The 18,615-nt window shown below is 57.2% G+C and carries 15 protein-coding genes; all 15 read left to right on the top strand.

Annotated elements, in window-relative coordinates; genetic code table 11:
- Positions 1–20 precede the first annotated feature (20 nt).
- The 15 genes from FD37_RS12065 (at position 21) to yqeH (ending at position 18,605) form a co-directional block, all read left to right on the top strand.
- Positions 21–2,969, top strand: coding sequence for a DNA translocase FtsK (locus FD37_RS12065; RefSeq protein WP_056965441.1), 2,949 nt, complete (start codon positions 21–23; stop codon positions 2,967–2,969).
- Positions 2,970–3,111: 142 nt separating this feature from the next.
- Entirely contained in the window at positions 3,112–4,443 is a 1,332-nt protein-coding gene (gene murC, locus FD37_RS12060; RefSeq protein ID WP_045806771.1) for a UDP-N-acetylmuramate--L-alanine ligase, read from the top strand.
- Positions 4,444–4,728: 285 nt separating this feature from the next.
- On the top strand, positions 4,729–5,433 hold the full coding sequence (locus FD37_RS12055) for a Bax inhibitor-1/YccA family protein (RefSeq protein ID WP_045806770.1): 705 nt from the start codon (positions 4,729–4,731) through the stop codon (positions 5,431–5,433).
- Between the two features lie 250 nt (positions 5,434–5,683).
- Complete coding sequence (gene polA / locus FD37_RS12050; RefSeq protein ID WP_056965440.1) at positions 5,684–8,341, top strand: DNA polymerase I; 2,658 nt, start codon at positions 5,684–5,686, stop codon at positions 8,339–8,341.
- A gap of 22 nt (positions 8,342–8,363) precedes the next feature.
- Positions 8,364–9,224, top strand: coding sequence for a bifunctional DNA-formamidopyrimidine glycosylase/DNA-(apurinic or apyrimidinic site) lyase (gene mutM, locus FD37_RS12045; RefSeq protein ID WP_056965439.1), 861 nt, complete (start codon positions 8,364–8,366; stop codon positions 9,222–9,224).
- Positions 9,217–9,837: a dephospho-CoA kinase gene (gene coaE, locus FD37_RS12040; protein ID WP_056965438.1), complete on the top strand. Its 621-nt coding sequence runs from the start codon at positions 9,217–9,219 to the stop codon at positions 9,835–9,837. Before mutM ends, coaE begins: the two co-directional genes overlap by 8 nt.
- Before the next feature lie 10 nt (positions 9,838–9,847).
- Entirely contained in the window at positions 9,848–10,366 is a 519-nt protein-coding gene (gene nrdR, locus FD37_RS12035; RefSeq protein ID WP_045806766.1) for a transcriptional regulator NrdR, read from the top strand.
- Between the two features lie 3 nt (positions 10,367–10,369).
- Entirely contained in the window at positions 10,370–11,749 is a 1,380-nt protein-coding gene (locus FD37_RS12030; protein ID WP_056965437.1) for a replication initiation and membrane attachment family protein, read from the top strand.
- On the top strand, positions 11,750–12,676 hold the full coding sequence (gene dnaI, locus FD37_RS12025) for a primosomal protein DnaI (protein WP_056965436.1): 927 nt from the start codon (positions 11,750–11,752) through the stop codon (positions 12,674–12,676). It begins immediately after the preceding gene.
- Positions 12,677–13,020: 344 nt separating this feature from the next.
- Positions 13,021–15,009 carry a threonine--tRNA ligase gene (gene thrS, locus FD37_RS12020; protein WP_045806763.1) on the top strand — a complete coding sequence of 663 codons (1,989 nt, stop codon included), beginning with the start codon at positions 13,021–13,023 and terminating at the stop codon, positions 15,007–15,009.
- Between the two features lie 435 nt (positions 15,010–15,444).
- The gene (infC, locus tag FD37_RS12015; protein WP_045806762.1) at positions 15,445–15,945 is read left to right on the top strand and encodes a translation initiation factor IF-3; all 501 of its coding nucleotides are present in this window, start codon (positions 15,445–15,447) and stop codon (positions 15,943–15,945) included.
- Positions 15,946–15,996: 51 nt separating this feature from the next.
- Entirely contained in the window at positions 15,997–16,191 is a 195-nt protein-coding gene (gene rpmI, locus FD37_RS12010; protein ID WP_045806761.1) for a 50S ribosomal protein L35, read from the top strand.
- Positions 16,192–16,265: 74 nt separating this feature from the next.
- The gene (gene rplT / locus FD37_RS12005; protein ID WP_045806760.1) at positions 16,266–16,625 is read left to right on the top strand and encodes a 50S ribosomal protein L20; all 360 of its coding nucleotides are present in this window, start codon (positions 16,266–16,268) and stop codon (positions 16,623–16,625) included.
- 314 nt (positions 16,626–16,939) lie between these two features.
- Positions 16,940–17,482: a YqeG family HAD IIIA-type phosphatase gene (locus FD37_RS12000; RefSeq protein ID WP_056965435.1), complete on the top strand. Its 543-nt coding sequence runs from the start codon at positions 16,940–16,942 to the stop codon at positions 17,480–17,482.
- Positions 17,463–18,605 carry a ribosome biogenesis GTPase YqeH gene (gene yqeH, locus FD37_RS11995; protein WP_056965434.1) on the top strand — a complete coding sequence of 381 codons (1,143 nt, stop codon included), beginning with the start codon at positions 17,463–17,465 and terminating at the stop codon, positions 18,603–18,605. The genes FD37_RS12000 and yqeH overlap by 20 nt, the downstream gene beginning before the upstream one ends.
- The last annotated feature ends 10 nt before the right edge of the window (positions 18,606–18,615 follow it).

Below are 18,615 nucleotides of genomic sequence, written 5' to 3'. Positions count from 1 at the left end.
CCCGTCAAGGAGGAAGCAACATGGAGCACTATGATGGGCCGGCGTTTTATCGCAAATTTCCGGTAAAACCGACGCCAGTAAAACGAGAAGACCCAATTACCGAACGGGCGGCGTCCCAGGTCAAGCAACGACAACGGCGGAACGCCCAACCAGAACAGCGACCGGTGCCACCGGTGACGGCAACACCGGCTCCTAACGATCACCCGGAGACGCCGAACCAACCAGCCGGTAACGGCAACTACCGGCCTTTTCAGGTGACGGAAATTCCCAAACAATTACACTGGTCGCACCGCATCACCAGCGGCCGCCAGCGTTACCAGCGGTTGATCCAACAATTAAAAAAGTCGGCGGATAGTTTCCTGTTGTTCGCACAACCGGGGAGTCAGACGCCGGCGGCTCCGAGCATGACGGCAGAAGTCACGACACCATCAGCTGAACCGGCGGTCACGCCAACGGCCCCGGCGGAACCAGTTGCCGGGACGTCGGCTCCCGCTGCACAAACGGAGGTCTTTCAACCGGACCCAAACTTTGACCGGTCAGCTGTTCCGACTTCGTCAGCGACTGCGACGGACCACGCACCCGTGGTGACTCCGGGCCGAGAATTGATGGCGGAACCGGCCCCCACGGAGGTGTTCTATCCGGAAAGCCTGACGTTCGAGCCAACCGTTCCGGCCGACTCCGCTGACGAACCGGCCGCGACCGCATCGGCAGCAGAAAAATCCGTTGCCGAGGAGGAAACCGCGGCGCAACCGGTCCCGTCCGTGACGACGGAAGCCTCAGAAGCCTCAGAAGCCTCCTTATCGACCGACGAATCGGCGTCGGCGGCAGAACCAGCACCGTCCGAGGAACCGGAACCAGCAGTTGAATCAGAAAATTCAGAACAAGCAGAACAATCAGTCACTTTAGCATCCGCAGAAGCACCGGCGGACACCTCAACAATCGCCGAGCACGATTTGACGGTGGCCAGTGCCGATGACCAGCCAGCGCCGACCGAAGACGCGCCAACGACCGCGGACGAACCAAGTGCACCCGTCCGGCCAACGACCATGGTCGACTACCTCCCCGTCGGGACCGTCCCGGCACCCCAGGGGAGGGGAGGGGTCACGGAAGCGCCAGCCACCGAAGCATCCGCTGAGAAGACGCCGAGTGATCCGGACGTTCAACGGTTATTGGCACGGGCTGAAAACGTGCCGACCCCGACTTCAGAGACCCCGGCCAGCCTTGCGGAACCGGCGTCTGAGACGACTGCTGCCTCGTTGACCGCCTCGGCTTCGGACGCGGGAACGTCAACGTCAGCCGCCACGGTAACCAGTGTGTCCGATCCGCAGCCTGAGACGCCAGCTCCAACGGCGACGTCGGCGGCACCGGCGCCCAAGGCGAAGGCCAAGCCAAGCCGGGGCCTGGGACACTCGTTAGGCGACATCATGCAGGAGGAAGGCAACGAACAACGCAACCTGGCCCTCTTTGCGGATGCCGCGCCGGCCCCAGAATCGACCGCCACGGCCGACGACGCGCCCATTCGGGGGTACCATTTCCCGGATCTGAGCCTGTTGCCGAAGCCGGTGGTACCGGACGAGGCCGCTTTGGACGAGTGGATCGAACATCAAGCGGAGGTCCTGGATACGACCTTGACGGCCTTCCACGTCGACGCGCACGTGACCGATTGGACGATCGGACCGACCGTCACGCAGTTCCAAATCAAGCTGGCGCTAGGGGTCAAGGTCAATAAGATCACTAACCTGAACGATGACCTCAAGCTGGCCTTAGCCGCCAAGGACATCCGCATCGAGGCCCCCATTCCGGGGAAACCGACCGTGGGGATCGAAATTCCGAACAAGAAGTCCCGGCCGGTCATGCTGTCGGAAATCTTGAACTCACCCGCCTTTAAGAAGAGCGAATCGCCGCTGACGGTGGCCCTCGGGGTCGACCTCTTTGGCCAACCCCAGGTCACCGACCTGCGGAAGATGCCCCACGGCCTGATCGCCGGGGCGACCGGCTCCGGGAAGAGTGTCTTCATCAACTCCCTGTTGTTGTCGATTCTCTATAAGGCCAACCCGCGGCAGGTCAAGCTGCTGCTGATTGACCCGAAGGCCGTTGAAATGGCGCCGTACGATGGGTTGCCCCACCTGTTGGCCCCCGTGATCTCGGATCCGAAGGCGGCCGCGGCCGCCCTGAAGTGGGTCGTCACCGAAATGGACGAACGTTACGAGAAGTTGGCGGCCGCCGGTGTGCGGAACATCGAGCAATTTAACGACCGCGCGGATGCCAACGACGAACCCGGGCTGAAGATGCCGTACATCGTGATCATTATCGACGAGTTGGCCGACCTGATGATGATGGCGGCTAGCGAGGTGCAGGACTACATCGTCCGGATCACGCAAAAGGCCCGGGCCGCAGGGATCCACCTGTTGGTCGCCACGCAACGGCCAAGCGTCGACATCGTGACGGGGACCATTAAGAACAACATTCCAACGCGAATCGCCTTCATGGTTTCCAGTCAGATTGATTCCCGAACTATCTTGGACACGACCGGGGCCGAAAGCCTGCTGGGTCGCGGGGACATGTTATACTTAGGCAACGGGGCGAGCCAGCCGATGCGGCTGCAAGGGGCCTTCGTGGAAAGCGAGGTCGATCGGGTGACCGACTTCGTGCGGACCCAGGGAAAGCCTCAGTACGCCTTCGAACCGAACGGCTTGTTGAAGCAGGAGACCGCCGCCGAGAACCAAGACGAGCTCTTGCCGAAGGTCCTGGAATACATTGCCCAGGAAAAGACGGTTTCGACGTCGAAGCTGCAACGGGTCTTCTCCATCGGGTATAACCGGGCCGCCAACCTGATCGACGACCTGGAGCAGCACAACTACGTGTCGCCGCAACACGGGTCCAAACCCCGGGAGGTTTACCTGACGCCGGACGACCTCGGGAAAGATCTCCCCGAACCCCATGATCAGGGTGCACCCTTTTCATCTTAAAATGAATAGGCCTCACGTGGATTGAGCCCCCAGTTCTTTTATGGGGGTGGGGGATATGCTAAAATAAAAACAGAGCAGCTCAAACGGGTCTATATGGGTTTCTTGGAATCGGACTGAGTTGAGTAGAAAAGAGGATCATTTAATGGATAACGCAACGGTGTACCATTTTGTCGGAATTAAAGGATCAGGGATGAGTGCCCTTGCCCTGATTTTACATGATAAGGGTTTTCAAGTTCAGGGCTCAGACATCACGCAATACACGTTTACCCAACGGGGATTGGAACAGGCGAAGATTAAGGTCATGCCTTTTGACGAAGCCAACATCCACGAAGGGTTAACGGTCATCGCGGGGAACTCCTTTACGGATGATCATCCTGAAATCAAGAAGGCTCGCGAAATGGGGTTACCGGTCTACCGGTACCATGAGTTCTTAGGTCACTTAATCGAAGGCTACACCAGTATCGGGGTAGCCGGGGCCCACGGGAAGACCAGCACGACCGGTCTGCTGTCCCACGTATTGAGCGGCATTGCACCGACCTCTTATCTGATTGGTGATGGGACCGGGAAAGGGACGCCCAACGCACGGTTCTTCGTGTACGAAGCCGACGAATACCGGCGGCACTTCCTGGCGACCAGCCCGGACTACGCCATCATGACCAACATCGACTTCGACCACCCCGATTACTACACGGGCATCGACGACGTGTACAGTGCCTTTGAGACCTGGGCCAACCAAGTCAAGAAGGGCATCTTTGCCTGGGGGGACGATCCCGAATTGCGGAAGCTCAAGACCGACGTGCCCGTTTACTACTACGGGACCAGCGACCGGGACGACTTCCAAGCCAAGAACATCAAGCGTTCCACGACCGGCTCCAACTTCGACGTGTACCACGATGGCAAGCTCTTAGGCAACTTTGAGATTCACCTGTTCGGGGAACACAACGTGCTGAACAGTCTGGCCGTCATCGCCGTGTCCTACTTCGAAAAGGTCAACATGGACGAAATCAAGCGTGAACTGGCCGACTTCAAGGGTGTTAAGCGTCGGTTCACGGAACGGAAGATGGCCGACATGACGATCATCGACGACTACGCGCACCATCCATCCGAAATCAAGGCGACCCTGGATGCCGCACGGCAAAAGTATCCTGACAAGGAGATCATCGCGGTCTTCCAGCCACACACCTTCAGCCGGACGATTGCGCTGATGGACGACTTTGCCAAGAGCCTGAACCTGGCCGACAAGGTCTACCTGACCAACATCTTTAGCTCCGCGCGGGAAACGCAAGGGGCGGTCTCCAGTAAGGACCTCGCTGCCAAGATCTCCAAGGGTGGCGAAATCCTGACGGTCGACAACATGTCGCCGCTATTGGACTACCACGATGCTGTTGTCGTCTTCATGGGTGCCGGGGACGTGCAAAAGTACGAACGGGCCTACGAAGACCTGTTGAGTCACTTATCTTTGAAGAATAACTAATTAAACGGTTCGAAGGCCATCCGGCAGTGCTTGCGGGATGGCCTTTTTGGCGCAAACGACTGCGGAGCCTGTGGTCGGCACGGCCCCGCTGCGCAAAACAAGCGGCGGTGACCGCCGATGGTCACAGGCCGCGCCGCTCCGGGAACCTTAAATTTCACTTACTTTCGGATAGATTATTGGCCCTTTGCAGGGAGATTTGCTAGAATGTATTCCAGTAACCTTAGAGGTGGCTACTATTCGTAGTGGTAGCTAAGTCGGGAATTGATTTGAAAGAAGGAGCGTTTTATGAATAATTTTCAACAACAGCCCCGCGAGACAATTAATACCCAGGTTGGCCTGAATAGTTTTCTGACCAAGATGTTTGGTTGGATGGGGTTAGCCGTATTAGTTTCCGCGGCGACAGCTTACTATATGGTTGCATCTGGGAGTGCCTACGCCATGCGTGGCAGCAGCATGCTGATCGGATTGATCGTTTGGTTCATCTTGCCGTTCGTGATCAGTGCCCAATCCATGAAGCGGCCGACCGTGGCCTTTGGGGGCCTGATGGTCTACGCGGTGATTACCGGTGCCGTGATATCGACGTACGCGTTGATCTACACGCAAACGGCGATGGCGCAGGCGTTTGTCTCCAGTGCCGCCGTCTTCATTACCATGGCGGTCATCGGGATGACCACTAAGCGGGACCTGTCCAAGGTCGGGACCCAAGCCACGGCCGCGCTGATCGGGTTGATCGTGGCCATGGTCATTAACATCTTCATGAAGAGCACGTTGTTGGCCCTGATCTTCTCGTTCGTTGCCGTGATCATCTTTGCCGCCTTGACGGCTTGGGACACGCAAAAGATGCAGAAGATGTACCTGCAATACGGTGACCAGGTCTCCACGACCGGATTAGCCGTTACCGGGGCCTTACAACTGTACCTGGACTTTGTGAACCTGTTCTTACAAATCTTACAAATCATCGGTATCTTTGGTGGCGGCAACCGCGACTAAGGATGAGATACCACGAAAGTCCCGGCTACGGTCGGGGCTTTTTTCATGGGCCGAAATCATGAGGCTACGGTGCAAGCCGGCGACCCGTTCTACGGAGGGCAACGCGTGTTAGATGGCCCTCAATTTGACCCCGTCCCGGAAACTTTTCACCAGGACCTAGGTTTTGTTTCGGATTTAGGGGGATTTTTGGTAAAATAGACCCAGAATAGACGAACGCGACGGGAACCGTGTCGCGTGAAAGGAGCCCATTATGGCGGAGAAACGATTATTATTGATCGACGGTAACAGTGTGGCGTTTAAGGCGTTTTTTGCCCTGTATACGTCCCTGGGCCGGTTTACGAACGGTGAGGGGTTACACACCAATGCCATTTACGGCTTCAACACCATGCTTGAAACCATGTTGACGAACGTGCAGCCGACCCACGCGCTGGTGGCATTTGACGCGGGGAAGGTGACCTTCCGGACCAAGATGTACGACGACTACAAGGGCGGCCGGGCCAAGACCGCGCCGGAGCTGTCCGAGCAGTTCCCGTACTTGAAGCAACTCTTGGCAGCACGGGGGATCAAGACCTACGAGCTTCCCGATTACGAAGCCGACGACATCATCGGGACCATGGCCAAGCGGGCCGAAGCGGATGGCTTCACCACGACCATCGTGACCGGGGACCGGGATCTGACCCAGCTGGCTAACGACCACACCACGGTCGCCATCTCCAAGAAGGGGGTCAGTGAGATCGAGCACTACACCCCGGCCTACGTGAAGGAAAAGATGGGCGTGACCCCCGAACAGATCATCGACATCAAGGGGCTCCAGGGTGACACCTCCGATAACTATCCCGGGGTCGCCGGGGTGGGCCCCAAGCGGGCCGTGGACCTGATCACCCAGTACGGCAGTGTCGAGGGCGTTTACGATCACATCGATGAGATCACCGCGAAGAAGCTGAAGGAACACCTGGTGGAGGACCACGATAACGCCCTCTTATCCAAGAAGCTGGCGACCATTAACCGCGACGCCCCGGTCGACCTGCAGCTGAGTGACCTGACGTATCAGGGACCGGACATGGATGCCCTGGTCGCCTTCTACCAACAGATGGACTTTCGGACCTTCTTGAAGAAGTTGTCGATCGACGGCGAGGCCCCCGCGGCCGTGCCCGGTCTGCAGGACATTGACTACACCGTCTTGACGGCGGATAACCTGGAGAGCATCGACATCACGGACGAGTGCGCCTTCTACCTGGAAATGGACGGCGATAACTACCACCTGGCGGACTTCGTCGGGTTTGCAATCGGCCAGCAGGAGCACTGGTGGGTCAGCCGCGACACCCAGCTGCTGCAACGAGCACCGCTCAAGGACTTGTTGGCGGATGCTCAGGTGAAGAAGCAGGTCTTTGACGCGAAACGTACTTACGTCGGCCTGAACCGGTTGGGCATCACGCTGGCCGGTGTCGACGGCGACATCCTGCTGTGCTCTTATCTGTTGAACACCTACGACAACAGTAACGACCTGGGGCGCGTGGCCGCCGAGCACGGTTATGATCAGGTCGAGACCGACGAGGACGTGTACGGGCGCGGGGCCAAGCGGGCGATTCCCAGTGACGATGCCGTCTTCTTCAAGCACCTCGCCCGGAAGACCCGGGCCATCGAACACTTGAAGGCCCAGCTCTTCAAGGACCTGACCGAAAATGACCAGGCCGACCTGTACCGCAACATCGAATTGCCCATGGCCTTCGTGCTGGCTCGGATGGAGATTGCCGGAATCACGGTCGACGCCGACGAGCTCCACGCGATGGGCAGCAAGTTTAGCGAGCAACTGGCCGAGATCGAGCAGACCATCTACAACGAGGCCGGCGAAGAATTTAACATCGGTTCGCCCAAGCAATTGGGCCACATCTTATTTGAAAAAATGAAGTTGCCGGTTCTGAAGAAGACCAAGACGGGGTACTCGACGGCGGTCGGTGTGCTGGAAAAGCTCGCGGCCGACGCTCCAATTGCCGAGAATATCTTGAAGTACCGGAAGATCGCCAAGATTCAATCGACCTACGTCGAGGGTCTGCTCAAGGTCATCCATCCCGATGATCACAAGGTCCACACCCGGTACCTGCAGACGCTGACGCAGACCGGACGGCTGTCCTCGGTCGACCCGAACCTGCAGAACATCCCCGTCCGGACCGAAGAGGGCAAAGGGATTCGCAAGGCCTTCGTGCCCCGGCACCCGGGCTGGCAGATTTTCTCGTCCGACTACTCCCAGATCGAACTGCGCGTGCTGGCGCACATGAGTCACGATGCCAACATGCAGGAAGCCTTCCGTGAGGGCGAAGATATCCACGCGGCCACGGCCCGGCGGATCTTTAAGCTGGGACCGGATGACGAGGTCACGCCGAACATTCGGCGGCAGGCCAAGGCCGTCAACTTTGGAATCGTGTATGGCATCAGTGACTTTGGGCTGTCGCAAAACATCGGCATCACCCGCAAGCAGGCCAAGCAATTCATCGATACCTACTTCGAGGAGTACCCCGGTGTGAAGGCGTACACGGAACACATGGTCCAGGTGGCCCACGAGAAGGGCTACGTCGAAACGATTGCCCACCGCCGCCGGTACTTGCCGGACATCAACTCGCGGAACTTTAACCAACGGTCCTTTGCCGAACGGACGGCCATGAACACGCCGATCCAGGGGAGCGCCGCCGACATCATCAAGATCGCGATGATCCGGATGGAGGACGCCATCAAGGACCTGCAAGCGACCATGCTGCTGCAAGTCCACGATGAGCTGATCTTTGAGGCCCCGGCCGATGAGATCCCGACGCTGGAGAAGCTGGTTCCGAAAATCATGGATTCCGCCGTGCCGCTCGAGATTCCGCTGAAGGTGGAGAGCCACTACGGACCGACCTGGTACGACTTGAAGTAACCGGAGAAGAAAGGGCGATAACATGCCAGAATTACCAGAAGTTGAAACGGTGCGCCGGGGGCTGACCCAACTGGTCCAGGGCGCCACCATTGACCACGTGGAGGTCCTGTACCCCAAGATGGTCACCCCGGACGCCGAGGTCTTTACGGCCGAACTGATTGGCCGCAAGATCGAAAAGATTGATCGGCGGGGCAAGTACCTGCTGTTTCGGTTCAGTGGCGACCTCACGATGATTTCCCATCTCCGTATGGAGGGCAAGTACGACGTGCAGCCGGAGGGCAGCCCGGTAACCAAGCACACCCACGTCATCTTCCACTTGACCGACCAGCGCGAGCTGCGCTACACCGATACCCGCAAGTTCGGCCGGATGCGGCTGGTGCCGACCGGGACCGAGGCGGCGGCCCTGCCGTCGTTGGCGAAGATGGGGCCGGAACCCACCGAACAGACGCTGACGTTGGCCTACATGCGCCAAATCTTCGGGAAGTCCCACAAAATCATCAAGCCGTTTCTATTAGACCAATCGCGCATCGCCGGCTTGGGCAACATCTACGCCGACGAGGTGCTCTGGTTGTCGAAGATCAACCCGTTGACCCCGGTCGATACGCTGACCGAGGAGCAGCTGGAGACGCTGCGGCAGAACATCATTCAGGAGATTCAAAAGGCGATTGCGGGGCACGGGACCACCGTGCACTCGTTCTCGACGGCCTTCGGGGATGCGGGGCACTTTCAAAACGACCTGCACGTCTACGGTCACGAGGGTGAACCCTGCGAACGGTGTGGCACCGAGATCGTGAAGATCAAGGTGGCCCAACGGGGGACCCACTTCTGTCCGCACTGTCAGCCGCTGCCGCCCGATGCGCAGGGGGTCCTGGACAATGACTGAGGTCTGGGGACTGACCGGGGGCATCGCGACGGGCAAGTCGACGGTCAGCGAGTGGCTCCGTCAAGCGGGGATTCCCATCATTGACGCCGACACGCTGGCCCGGGTCGTCGTGGCCCCGGGAACGCCGGGACTGCAGGCCATTACGACCACCTTTGGGTCCGAGTACCTGCAGGCCGATGGGACGCTGGACCGGCACCGCTTGGGCCAACTGGTGTTTCACCACCCCGACCAGCTCGAACGCCTGGACGCCATCACCACGCCCCTGATCCAAGCGGAGATTCGCCGGCATTTGGCGGACTACCGCGCGAAACGGGTCCCGGTCGTGGTGATCGATGCACCGACGCTCTTTGAGGTGGGGTACCTGCAGCACCTGGTGGACCACATCATGGTGGTCGCCACCTCGGCGGCCCACCAGAAGGCCCGGCTGATGGCCCGTAACCAGCTATCGGCCGCCGATGCCCAGGCCCGCATCGACCGGCAATGGCCGTTAGACCAGAAGGTGGCGCTGGCCGACGTGGTCATCGATAACGACGGCGACATTACCCAAACGCGCCAACAAGTGGTAAAATGGCTTGACACGAATAAATTTGGAAAAACGAATCAGTTAAAATGAGGTGACCAATATGCAGTGTCCGCACTGTCATCACAATGGGTCCCGCGTCGTCGACAGTCGACCGACTGCTGACGGTCGTGTGATTCGCCGCCGTCGTGAGTGCGAGAGCTGTGGCTTTCGGTTCACAACGTTTGAGCGCGTCGAAGTGACGCCGCTCTTGGTAATTAAGAAGAACGGGACTCGCGAAGAGTTCAACCGGGAGAAGATTCTCCGGGGCATCATTCGGTCGGCCGAGAAGCGCCCGGTAGGCATGGACGCCATGACCCAGATCGTCGACGAGGTCGAGAACAAGATCCGCGCGTTGGGGGTCAACGAGATCTCCAGTCAGGTGATCGGTGAGTACGTCATGAACCGGTTGGTCGACGTTGACGAGATCGCCTACATCCGCTTTGCGAGCGTCTACCGGCAATTTAAGGATACCGGTGTCTTCTTCAACGAACTCAAGGATATTCTAGACAAAGATAAACTCAAGGAACACCACGATGACCCGGATAACCCGGCATCGAAAGATCAAAGCGAGGCGAAGTAGGGGATGGAGGACTCATGGCACCAATTGAGCCCCAAGACGGGGTTCGTCGTTCGGCTGGCCGACCGCTTGACCGATCAAAGCTGGCAAACGCTGACCCAACTCTATCAACCAATTATCGGACCGCTGGCCGCAGGGCTCTTTAGCGGTCTCTTTTGGCTCCCTCAGCGCAGTCGCCTGCACCGGCACGGCCGCTTGCTAGCGGCGTTGGGGGTGGATCTAGCACACCTGTATGCAGCCCGGTTGCGCTTAGAGGCGACCGGCCTGCTGACCACCACGGTCAAGCAGGAAAACGATTTAACGACCTTTTGCTATACCCTGCACGCGCCATTGGTCCCCGCGCGGTTCTTTCGTGACGACCTGCTCAGCGTGCAACTCCTGGATGTCCTGGGAGAAGAGACCTATCAGGACCTGGTCACGACCACGGCCACGCAGGTCACGTCGGCGGCGGACGAGGAGAACATCACCAAGAACTTCTTAGACGTGTTCCACGTAGACGGCGATGAGTTGAGTCACCTGCCCACGGCGGTCACGACCAGTCGGCAGACCCTTTCCACGGAGGCGTCGGGGCCCGAGCTGGCGCCGACCAGCGACTTCGACTTTCACCTGCTAGGCGAGATCCTGCGGCGGTCCTTTGTCGAGCTGAAATCGGTCCAGCCGCACCGCGAGTTGTTGCTCACGGAGCACACGACTTACGGGCTGGATGAGCTGACGCTCGCCCACTATATCGGGGAGGCCACGAACCTGGCCACCAACCAATTCGACCCCGAGCAGTTCAAACGCTTGATTGCCCAACGGTTCGGCCAGGAGCACCGGGGACGACCGGTCAGTGCGGCCAGTTCGACGGCGCCGGTTACCCCGGCTGCGAGCACGTCGACCGCGGGAACGGACAGTGCCCAGCAAGCCCTGATCAAGCTGGCCAGCGAGACGGTTCCCGCGAATTTCTTACAGGCCATCAAGCAAAAGACCGGGGGCTTCGTGACGGACGGCGAACAGCGGGTCATTCGTGATCTGGTGGGACGGCACCTGTTTCCGACCAGCGTCTTGAATCTGATGGTGTACCACGTGCTGGTCGATGAAGACCGGCCGACGCTCAATAAGGCCCTGCTGGACACGATTGCCAACGACTGGAGCAAGGCCAAGGTGGCCACGCCGGAACAGGCCATTGCCAAGATTCGGGAGCGGCAGCAGGCGGCGAGTCGCCCGCGGTCGCGGCAGAACCGGCGCAATGCGCCCACGGTCAAGGAGACCTTACCAGACTGGGCGAAGAAGACGCCTCAGGCCCAACAACCGGTCGATCAAAAGTTATCATCCAAGCAAAAGCAAGCTATCAACGCGCGAATCGCGCGCTTTAAGCAACGACACCCAGGAAAGGAGGAGTCTTAAATGGAAGATGTCAGTAAAGCCATGCAACAGTTAATGAGCCAACGCCATTTGACCGCGAACTACCGCCAACTGATGGAAAAGGTTTACGCGGACCCTCAGGTGCAGGCGTTTTATCACGAGCACCAGAGTGAGCTGGCCCCGGACGTGCTAGACCGCTCGGCGGCCAAGCTCTACGAGTACGTCACCGAACGGGCGAAGGTGGCCCAGGGGGGCGAGACCTTTGCGGCGGGGTACGAACCGCAGCTGATCGTCTCCAATCACCTGATCGACGTGGCGTACGTGCCGACGCAGGCGACCCAGGAGAAGCAGGCCCAGCAGCAGCTCCGGCAGCGCGTACGGTCGATTGCCATGCCCAAGGATATTCGCAACGCCCAACTGGATGATTTTGACCACGACGAATCCCGGATGGAAGCCCTGATGGCGGCCTACGACTTTATCGAGACCTACGAGGCCAGTCCCCATCGGCGGCACCAGGCCCTGTACCTGGCCGGCAGCTTTGGGGTGGGGAAGACCTACCTGTTGGCGGCCATCGCCAATCAATTGGCCAACGACGGCTTCTCCAGCACGCTGGTTCACTTTCCGAGTCTGGCGGTCGAAATGAAGAACGCCATTGCCCAGAACGGAGTCGGCGACAAACTGGAGGCCATTAAGAAGGCGCCGGTCCTGATGATCGACGACATTGGGGCCGACGCGATGTCGGCCTGGGTCCGCGACGATATTCTCGGCGTCATCCTGGAGTACCGGATGCAAGAGGAACTACCGACCTTCTTCAGCTCGAACTTCTCGATGGCCCAGTTAGAGAACGAACACCTGCGCGTGTCGTCGCGGGGGGATGACGAGCCCTTAAAGGCGCAGCGCTTGATGCAGCGGATTCGCTTCTTAGCACGCGAGATCACCATGATTGGTGTGAACCGCCGACCACAATAAAAATGAACGCGAGTGCTTGACAAGTGACCATCACCAGTGTTTAATAGTCCATGAAGCCATTATAAAAGCCATGACGAAAGACACGATGGTGGTGCAGACGTTTCCAGGAAGAGGGAGCCTAGATTGGAAGCTCGCTTAAACGCTCACCGGCATTACCGCTTTCGCAGCCGTCGAAAGGTTAATTTTCGGCCGGACCGTTCCGTTATCAACGATTAGAGATCACGGGCGTAGACTCGTGATGAATATCGGGTGGAACCACGTTAAAATTGACGTCCCCAGTGTCCTTATTGGATGCTGGGGATTTTTTGCGTCACCGCCTAAAACAAATAAGGGAGATAGATACCATGGCAGAAATTTCAGTTAAGTTCCCTGACGGCAAGGTACAAGCCTTCGCCGAAGGGACGACGCCAGCAGACGTTGCACAGTCCATTTCAATCAGTTTAGCCAAGAAAGCCGTTGCGGCGAAGTATAACGGTGAACTGGTCGACTACCTGACCCCACTGAAGGGTGACGGGGACATCGAAATCGTGACTAAGAGTGACGAGGACGGGTTAACGGTTCTGCGGAACACCACGGCAGCCTTATTGCGGATTGCGTTGAAGAAGGAATTCCCAGCGATTCGTCTGGGCGAAGTCAGTGCCGACAAGGACGGCTTCTACGTGGATACCGACAAGGACGACCAACAAGTCAGCGTCGATGAATTGGATGCTTTGGCCGTTGTGATCGAAAAGTTAGCCAAGGACAAGCTGGACATTCAACGGATTTCCCTGAGCAAGGCCGACGCCTTAGCCGCCGTTAAGGGCGACCAATTCAGTACGGAATTGATCAACGCACTCGATGGCGACAGCGTCCCATTCTTACAGATTGGCGATTACCAAGTCTTGAGCGATGGCGCCCAGTTGCCAACGACCAAGGACGTTAAGCAATTCAAGCTGTTGTCCGTTGCCGGTGCTTACTGGCAAGGCAAGTCCTCGAACCCAATGCTCCAACGGATCTACGGGACGGCCTTCTACAAGGAAGCCGACTTGAAGGCGGACCTGGAGAAGCGTCAAGAAGCACGGGAACGCGATCACCGGGTCATCGGGAACCAATTGGACCTGTTCTTCGTTGATCCGAAGGTCGGGGCCGGGTTACCTTACTGGATGCCAAATGGGGCCACGATTCGGCGGACCATCGAACGGTACATCATTGACAAGGAAGTTGCGAACGGGTACCAACACGTTTACACGCCAGTTCTGGCCAACCTGGACCTGTACAAGCAATCCGGTCACTGGGCCCACTACCGTGAAGACATGTTCCCACCAATGGACATGGGTGATGGCGAAATGTTGGAATTGCGGCCAATGAACTGCCCAAGCCACATTCAGATCTACAACCACCACATCCGTTCTTACCGGGAACTGCCATTGCGGATCGCCGAATTAGGGATGATGCACCGTTACGAAAAGTCCGGTGCCCTGAGCGGGTTACAACGGGTTCGTGAAATGACCTTGAACGATGGTCACACGTTCGTTGCACCTGACCAAATTCAAGACGAATTCAAGCGCATCTTGAAGCTGATGGTTCAAGTTTACGCCGACTTCGATATCAACGATTACACGTTCCGGTTAAGCTACCGTGATCCGAAGAACACCGAAAAGTACTTCGATGACGATGAGATGTGGAACAAGGCGCAAACCATGTTGAAGGGTGCCATGGATGACCTCGGCTTGGACTACGTTGAAGCCGAAGGGGAAGCTGCCTTCTACGGTCCTAAGCTGGACGTCCAAACCAAGACGGCCCTGGGGAACGAAGAAACGTTGTCGACCATCCAATTGGACTTCATGTTGCCTGAACGCTTCGACCTGCACTACGTTGGGGCCGATGGTGAGGAACACCGTCCAGTCATGATTCACCGTGGGTTGGTTTCCACGATGGAACGCTTCACCGCTTACCTGACTGAAATCTACAAGGGAGCCTTCCCAACCTGGTTGGCACCTAAGCAAGTCACGATTATCCCCGTTTCCGAAGAAAAGCACGGGGCTTACGCCGACAAGCTGGCTGCCGAAATGAAGGCAGCGGACATTCGGGTCAACGTCGACAAGCGTGGCGAAAAGATGGGCTACCTGATCCGGGACGCCCAGACGCACAAGATTCCATACACGTTGGTCGTTGGGGAACAAGAAGTCGCCAACCACAGTGTGTCCGTGCGGAAGTACGGGGAAGACGACGCAACCTCGATGAGCAGCGACGCCTTCATGAAGGAAATCTTAGCCGACATTGCATCCTACAGTCGTGAGGGCGATGCCTCCGGTGAGGAAAGCAAGGTCGAAAAGAAGTTAGACCAAGACTAACGTGGTGACGAATCACGCGCTCGCACTGCTGGTTGGCAGGACGCGGCGCGGATGACGACCGTGTCTCAAGGAAAACAGCCAGTCGGTGTCCGCCGGCTGGCTGTTTCTTGCCCGGAAGATCGTCCTCAATGCGCGGCGGGTAACCAGTTGCCGCCCGTGGCTGACGACCGCCGGCGATTAAATGGCCCCTTTAAAAATCAGCGGTTGACATCTTCTGTCGGCCCTGATATGATAGATGAGTTGAGAAATTAAGCAGAGGCTACCGCTTCTCGCCTTGTGACGTTCGTTACCGGGCTGGATATGCACGTTAATTCCGTCTTCCATGATGGAATTTCTTGCGGGAGCCGTTTGATTTTCATCAAAGGTTCCCGCATTTTTTGTCTCATGTGATTCTCAAGATTATTTTGGAGGTGGATTACCATAGCAAACGACACGATTGTCAACGAGGGGATTCGCGCACGCGAAGTCCGTTTGATTGCCGATAACGGTGACCAATTAGGAATCAAGTCCAAGCGGGACGCATTGCAGATCGCCGAAGACGCCAACCTCGATTTAGTTTTGGTTGCACCGAAAGCGAAGCCACCAGTAGCCAAAGTTATGGACTACGGGAAGTACCGGTTCGAGTTGCAGAAGAAGCAACGCGAAGCGCGGAAAAAGCAAAAAGTGGTCAGTGTTAAGGAAGTGCGTCTGAGCCCAACCATTGATACCAACGACTTTAACTTTAAGTTGAAGAACGCTAAGAAGTTCTTGACCAAGGGTGAAAAGGTACGAGTATCGATTCGGTTTAAGGGTCGGGCCATTACCCATAAAGACATTGGTCGCGAGGTGTTGAACCGGATGGCGGAAGAGACTTCTGACGTCGCAACGGTTGAACAACGGCCAAAGATGGATGGTCGGAGCATGTTCTTGATGCTCTCACCCATTGAGAAAAAGTAAGGATTGATTGTGGCCGCTTCGGCGGTCAACTTAAGGAGGATTTTTCGTACTATGCCAAAGATGAAGACTAACCGCGCCGCAGCTAAGCGTTTCAAAGTAACTGCTAAGGGCGGTATCAAGAGTGCCAATGCTTACACGTCTCACCGTTTCCACGGTAAGACCAAGAAGCAACGCCGGAACCTTCGTGGGACCCGGATGATGAACGAAACGACTATCAAGACTTACCGGAGTTTATTACAAAAGTAATTCGGTCGTTAAAATTTCGGGTTGACGAGAAGATCGTCGCCATAATGTTTGAATTGATTTAGGAGGAAAAGATTATGCCACGAGTAAAAGGCGGTACTGTTACACGCGCACGTCGTAAGAAAGTTTTAAAGTTAGCTAAGGGTTACCGGGGTTCTAAGCACCGTTTGTTCAAGGTTGCTAAGGACCAAGTCATGAAGGGCCGTCAATACGCCTTCCGTGACCGTAAGGCAACGAAGCGGAACTTCCGCAAGCTTTGGATTGCCCGGATCAACGCCGCAGCCCGGATGAACGGTCTGAGCTACAGCAAGTTGATGCACGGTTTGAAGTTAGCCAACATCGACGTTAACCGTAAGATGTTAGCCGACTTAGCTGTAAACGATGCTGCTGCCTTCACGGCATTAGCTGACCAAGCTAAGCAAGCATTGGCTGCTTAATTCAGTCGATGAACAGGACTTCGCTGACTTTCAGCGGAGTCTTTTTTTATCCATCGGGAGTGGGGCAAAGGGCGGTTAGCTGCCGGACGGTGTTGAGCGGAGGCCAGCGCCAGTTTCGGCTGATTTCAACTAGCAGGATGCGTACTGAGACTTTTGGCCCAAACTTTTTAGCCATTACGCCGGTATGCGGTGGGCATGACCGTCAGTGAGCCCGAACACCGCGATGGCATGGGTGGCAAAAAGATGGAATATTGCGTATAATGTAGTGCTAGATATGCCGTTACGGCATCTGGACGAAGGGAGGAGTCACCCGCATGGTTGCTGGATTTAAACCCACGTGGATGGTTACGAACATTTATGATTTAACCCCCGCCGACTTAAAGTCGCAGGGAATCCGGGCGGTCTTGACCGACCTGGACAATACCTTGATTGCCTGGAACAATCCGGACGGAACGCCCGAATTGCGTCACTGGCTCAATCTTTTAGAGCTCGCAGGAATCCAGGTCATCGTGGTTTCCAACAACAGTCGTCAGCGGGTTGACCGAGCGGTCGCGCCGTTCCATTTGCCCTACATTCACCGAGCGCTCAAGCCGCTATCGTGGGGGCTCAAACGGGCCCTGCGCCGGTGGCATTTTCGCGCCGACGAGGTGGTCATGGTGGGGGATCAGTTGCTGACCGACGTATGGGCGGCCCACAACAGTGGGATTCGCAGCGTCTTGGTCAAGCCCATCATTAAATCGGATGCCTGGATCACGAAGGGCAACCGGTTGTTGGAGAAAGTGGTGATGTGGCGCTTGCGGCACGTTTACCCGAACTTAACTTGGCAGGAGGATTTAAATGAACGAAAAACACACTGAACCCGTCTTAGTTGATGGGGAACCGTTACGCTGCATTGGTTGTGGCGCGATGATTCAAACGACGGATAAAACGGCGCCGGGGTACACCCCGCAGTCGGCCCTGAACAAGGGGATTGAAACCAACGAAGTGTATTGCCAACGGTGTTTCCGTTTGCGGCACTATAATGAAATCGTCCCCGTCGGTCTGACCGACGACGACTTCTTGAACCTGTTGACCCAGATTCAAGACGCCAACGCGCTGATCGTCTACGTCGTGGATATCTTTGACTTTAACGGAAGTGTGATTCCCGGTCTGCACCGGTTCGTCGGGGATAACCCGATTCTGCTGGTGGGAAACAAGGAAGACCTGCTGCCCCGCTCGTTGAAGCGTAGCAAGCTTCAAGATTGGCTGCGGCAACGCGCCAACGAGGCCGGTTTGCGGCCCATCGACGTGACGCTACTGAGTGCCAAGACCAACCAGTCGGTCGATGGACTATTGACGCTGATCGACAAGTACCGGGGTGACCGGGACGTGTACGTGGTCGGGGTGACCAACGTGGGCAAGTCCACGTTAATTAACCAAATTATCCGGCAAAACACCGGGGTGCGGGACTTGATCACGACGTCGCGGTTCCCAGGAACCACGTTGGACAAGATCGAACTGCCGTTAGATGACGACCACGTCCTGGTCGACACGCCCGGGATCATTCAAAACCAACAGATGGCCCACTACCTGACGGGGAAGGACCTCAAGATTGTGACGCCGCAAAAGCAGATCAAGCCGAAGGTCTACCAGTTGAACGACCAACAGACCCTCTTCTTGGGGGGCGTGGCCCGGTTCGACTACGTGAAGGGCCCGAAGACCGGCTTCACCGCCTACTTCGAGAACAACCTGTACATTCACCGGACCAAGCTAGAGAACGCCGAGGACTTCCGGCAACGGCAACTGGGACAGCTGCTGACGCCGCCCCAGGCTGAGAATGCTGCGGACTTCCCACCACTGGTGGCTCACGAGTTCAAGACCACGGCCAAGAGCGACCTGGTCTTCGAAGGCCTGGGCTGGATCACGGTGCCCGCCGGTGTCAACGTGACCGGGTGGGCGCCCGATGGTGTGGGTGTCCTGTTACGACGCGCAATGATTTAACGACTTTGGA

Origin of the sequence: Levilactobacillus spicheri DSM 15429, from assembly GCF_001435095.1 — a bacterium.
GTDB lineage: Bacteria > Bacillota > Bacilli > Lactobacillales > Lactobacillaceae > Levilactobacillus > Levilactobacillus spicheri.
This window is presented reverse-complemented; position numbering and strand designations above follow the sequence as displayed.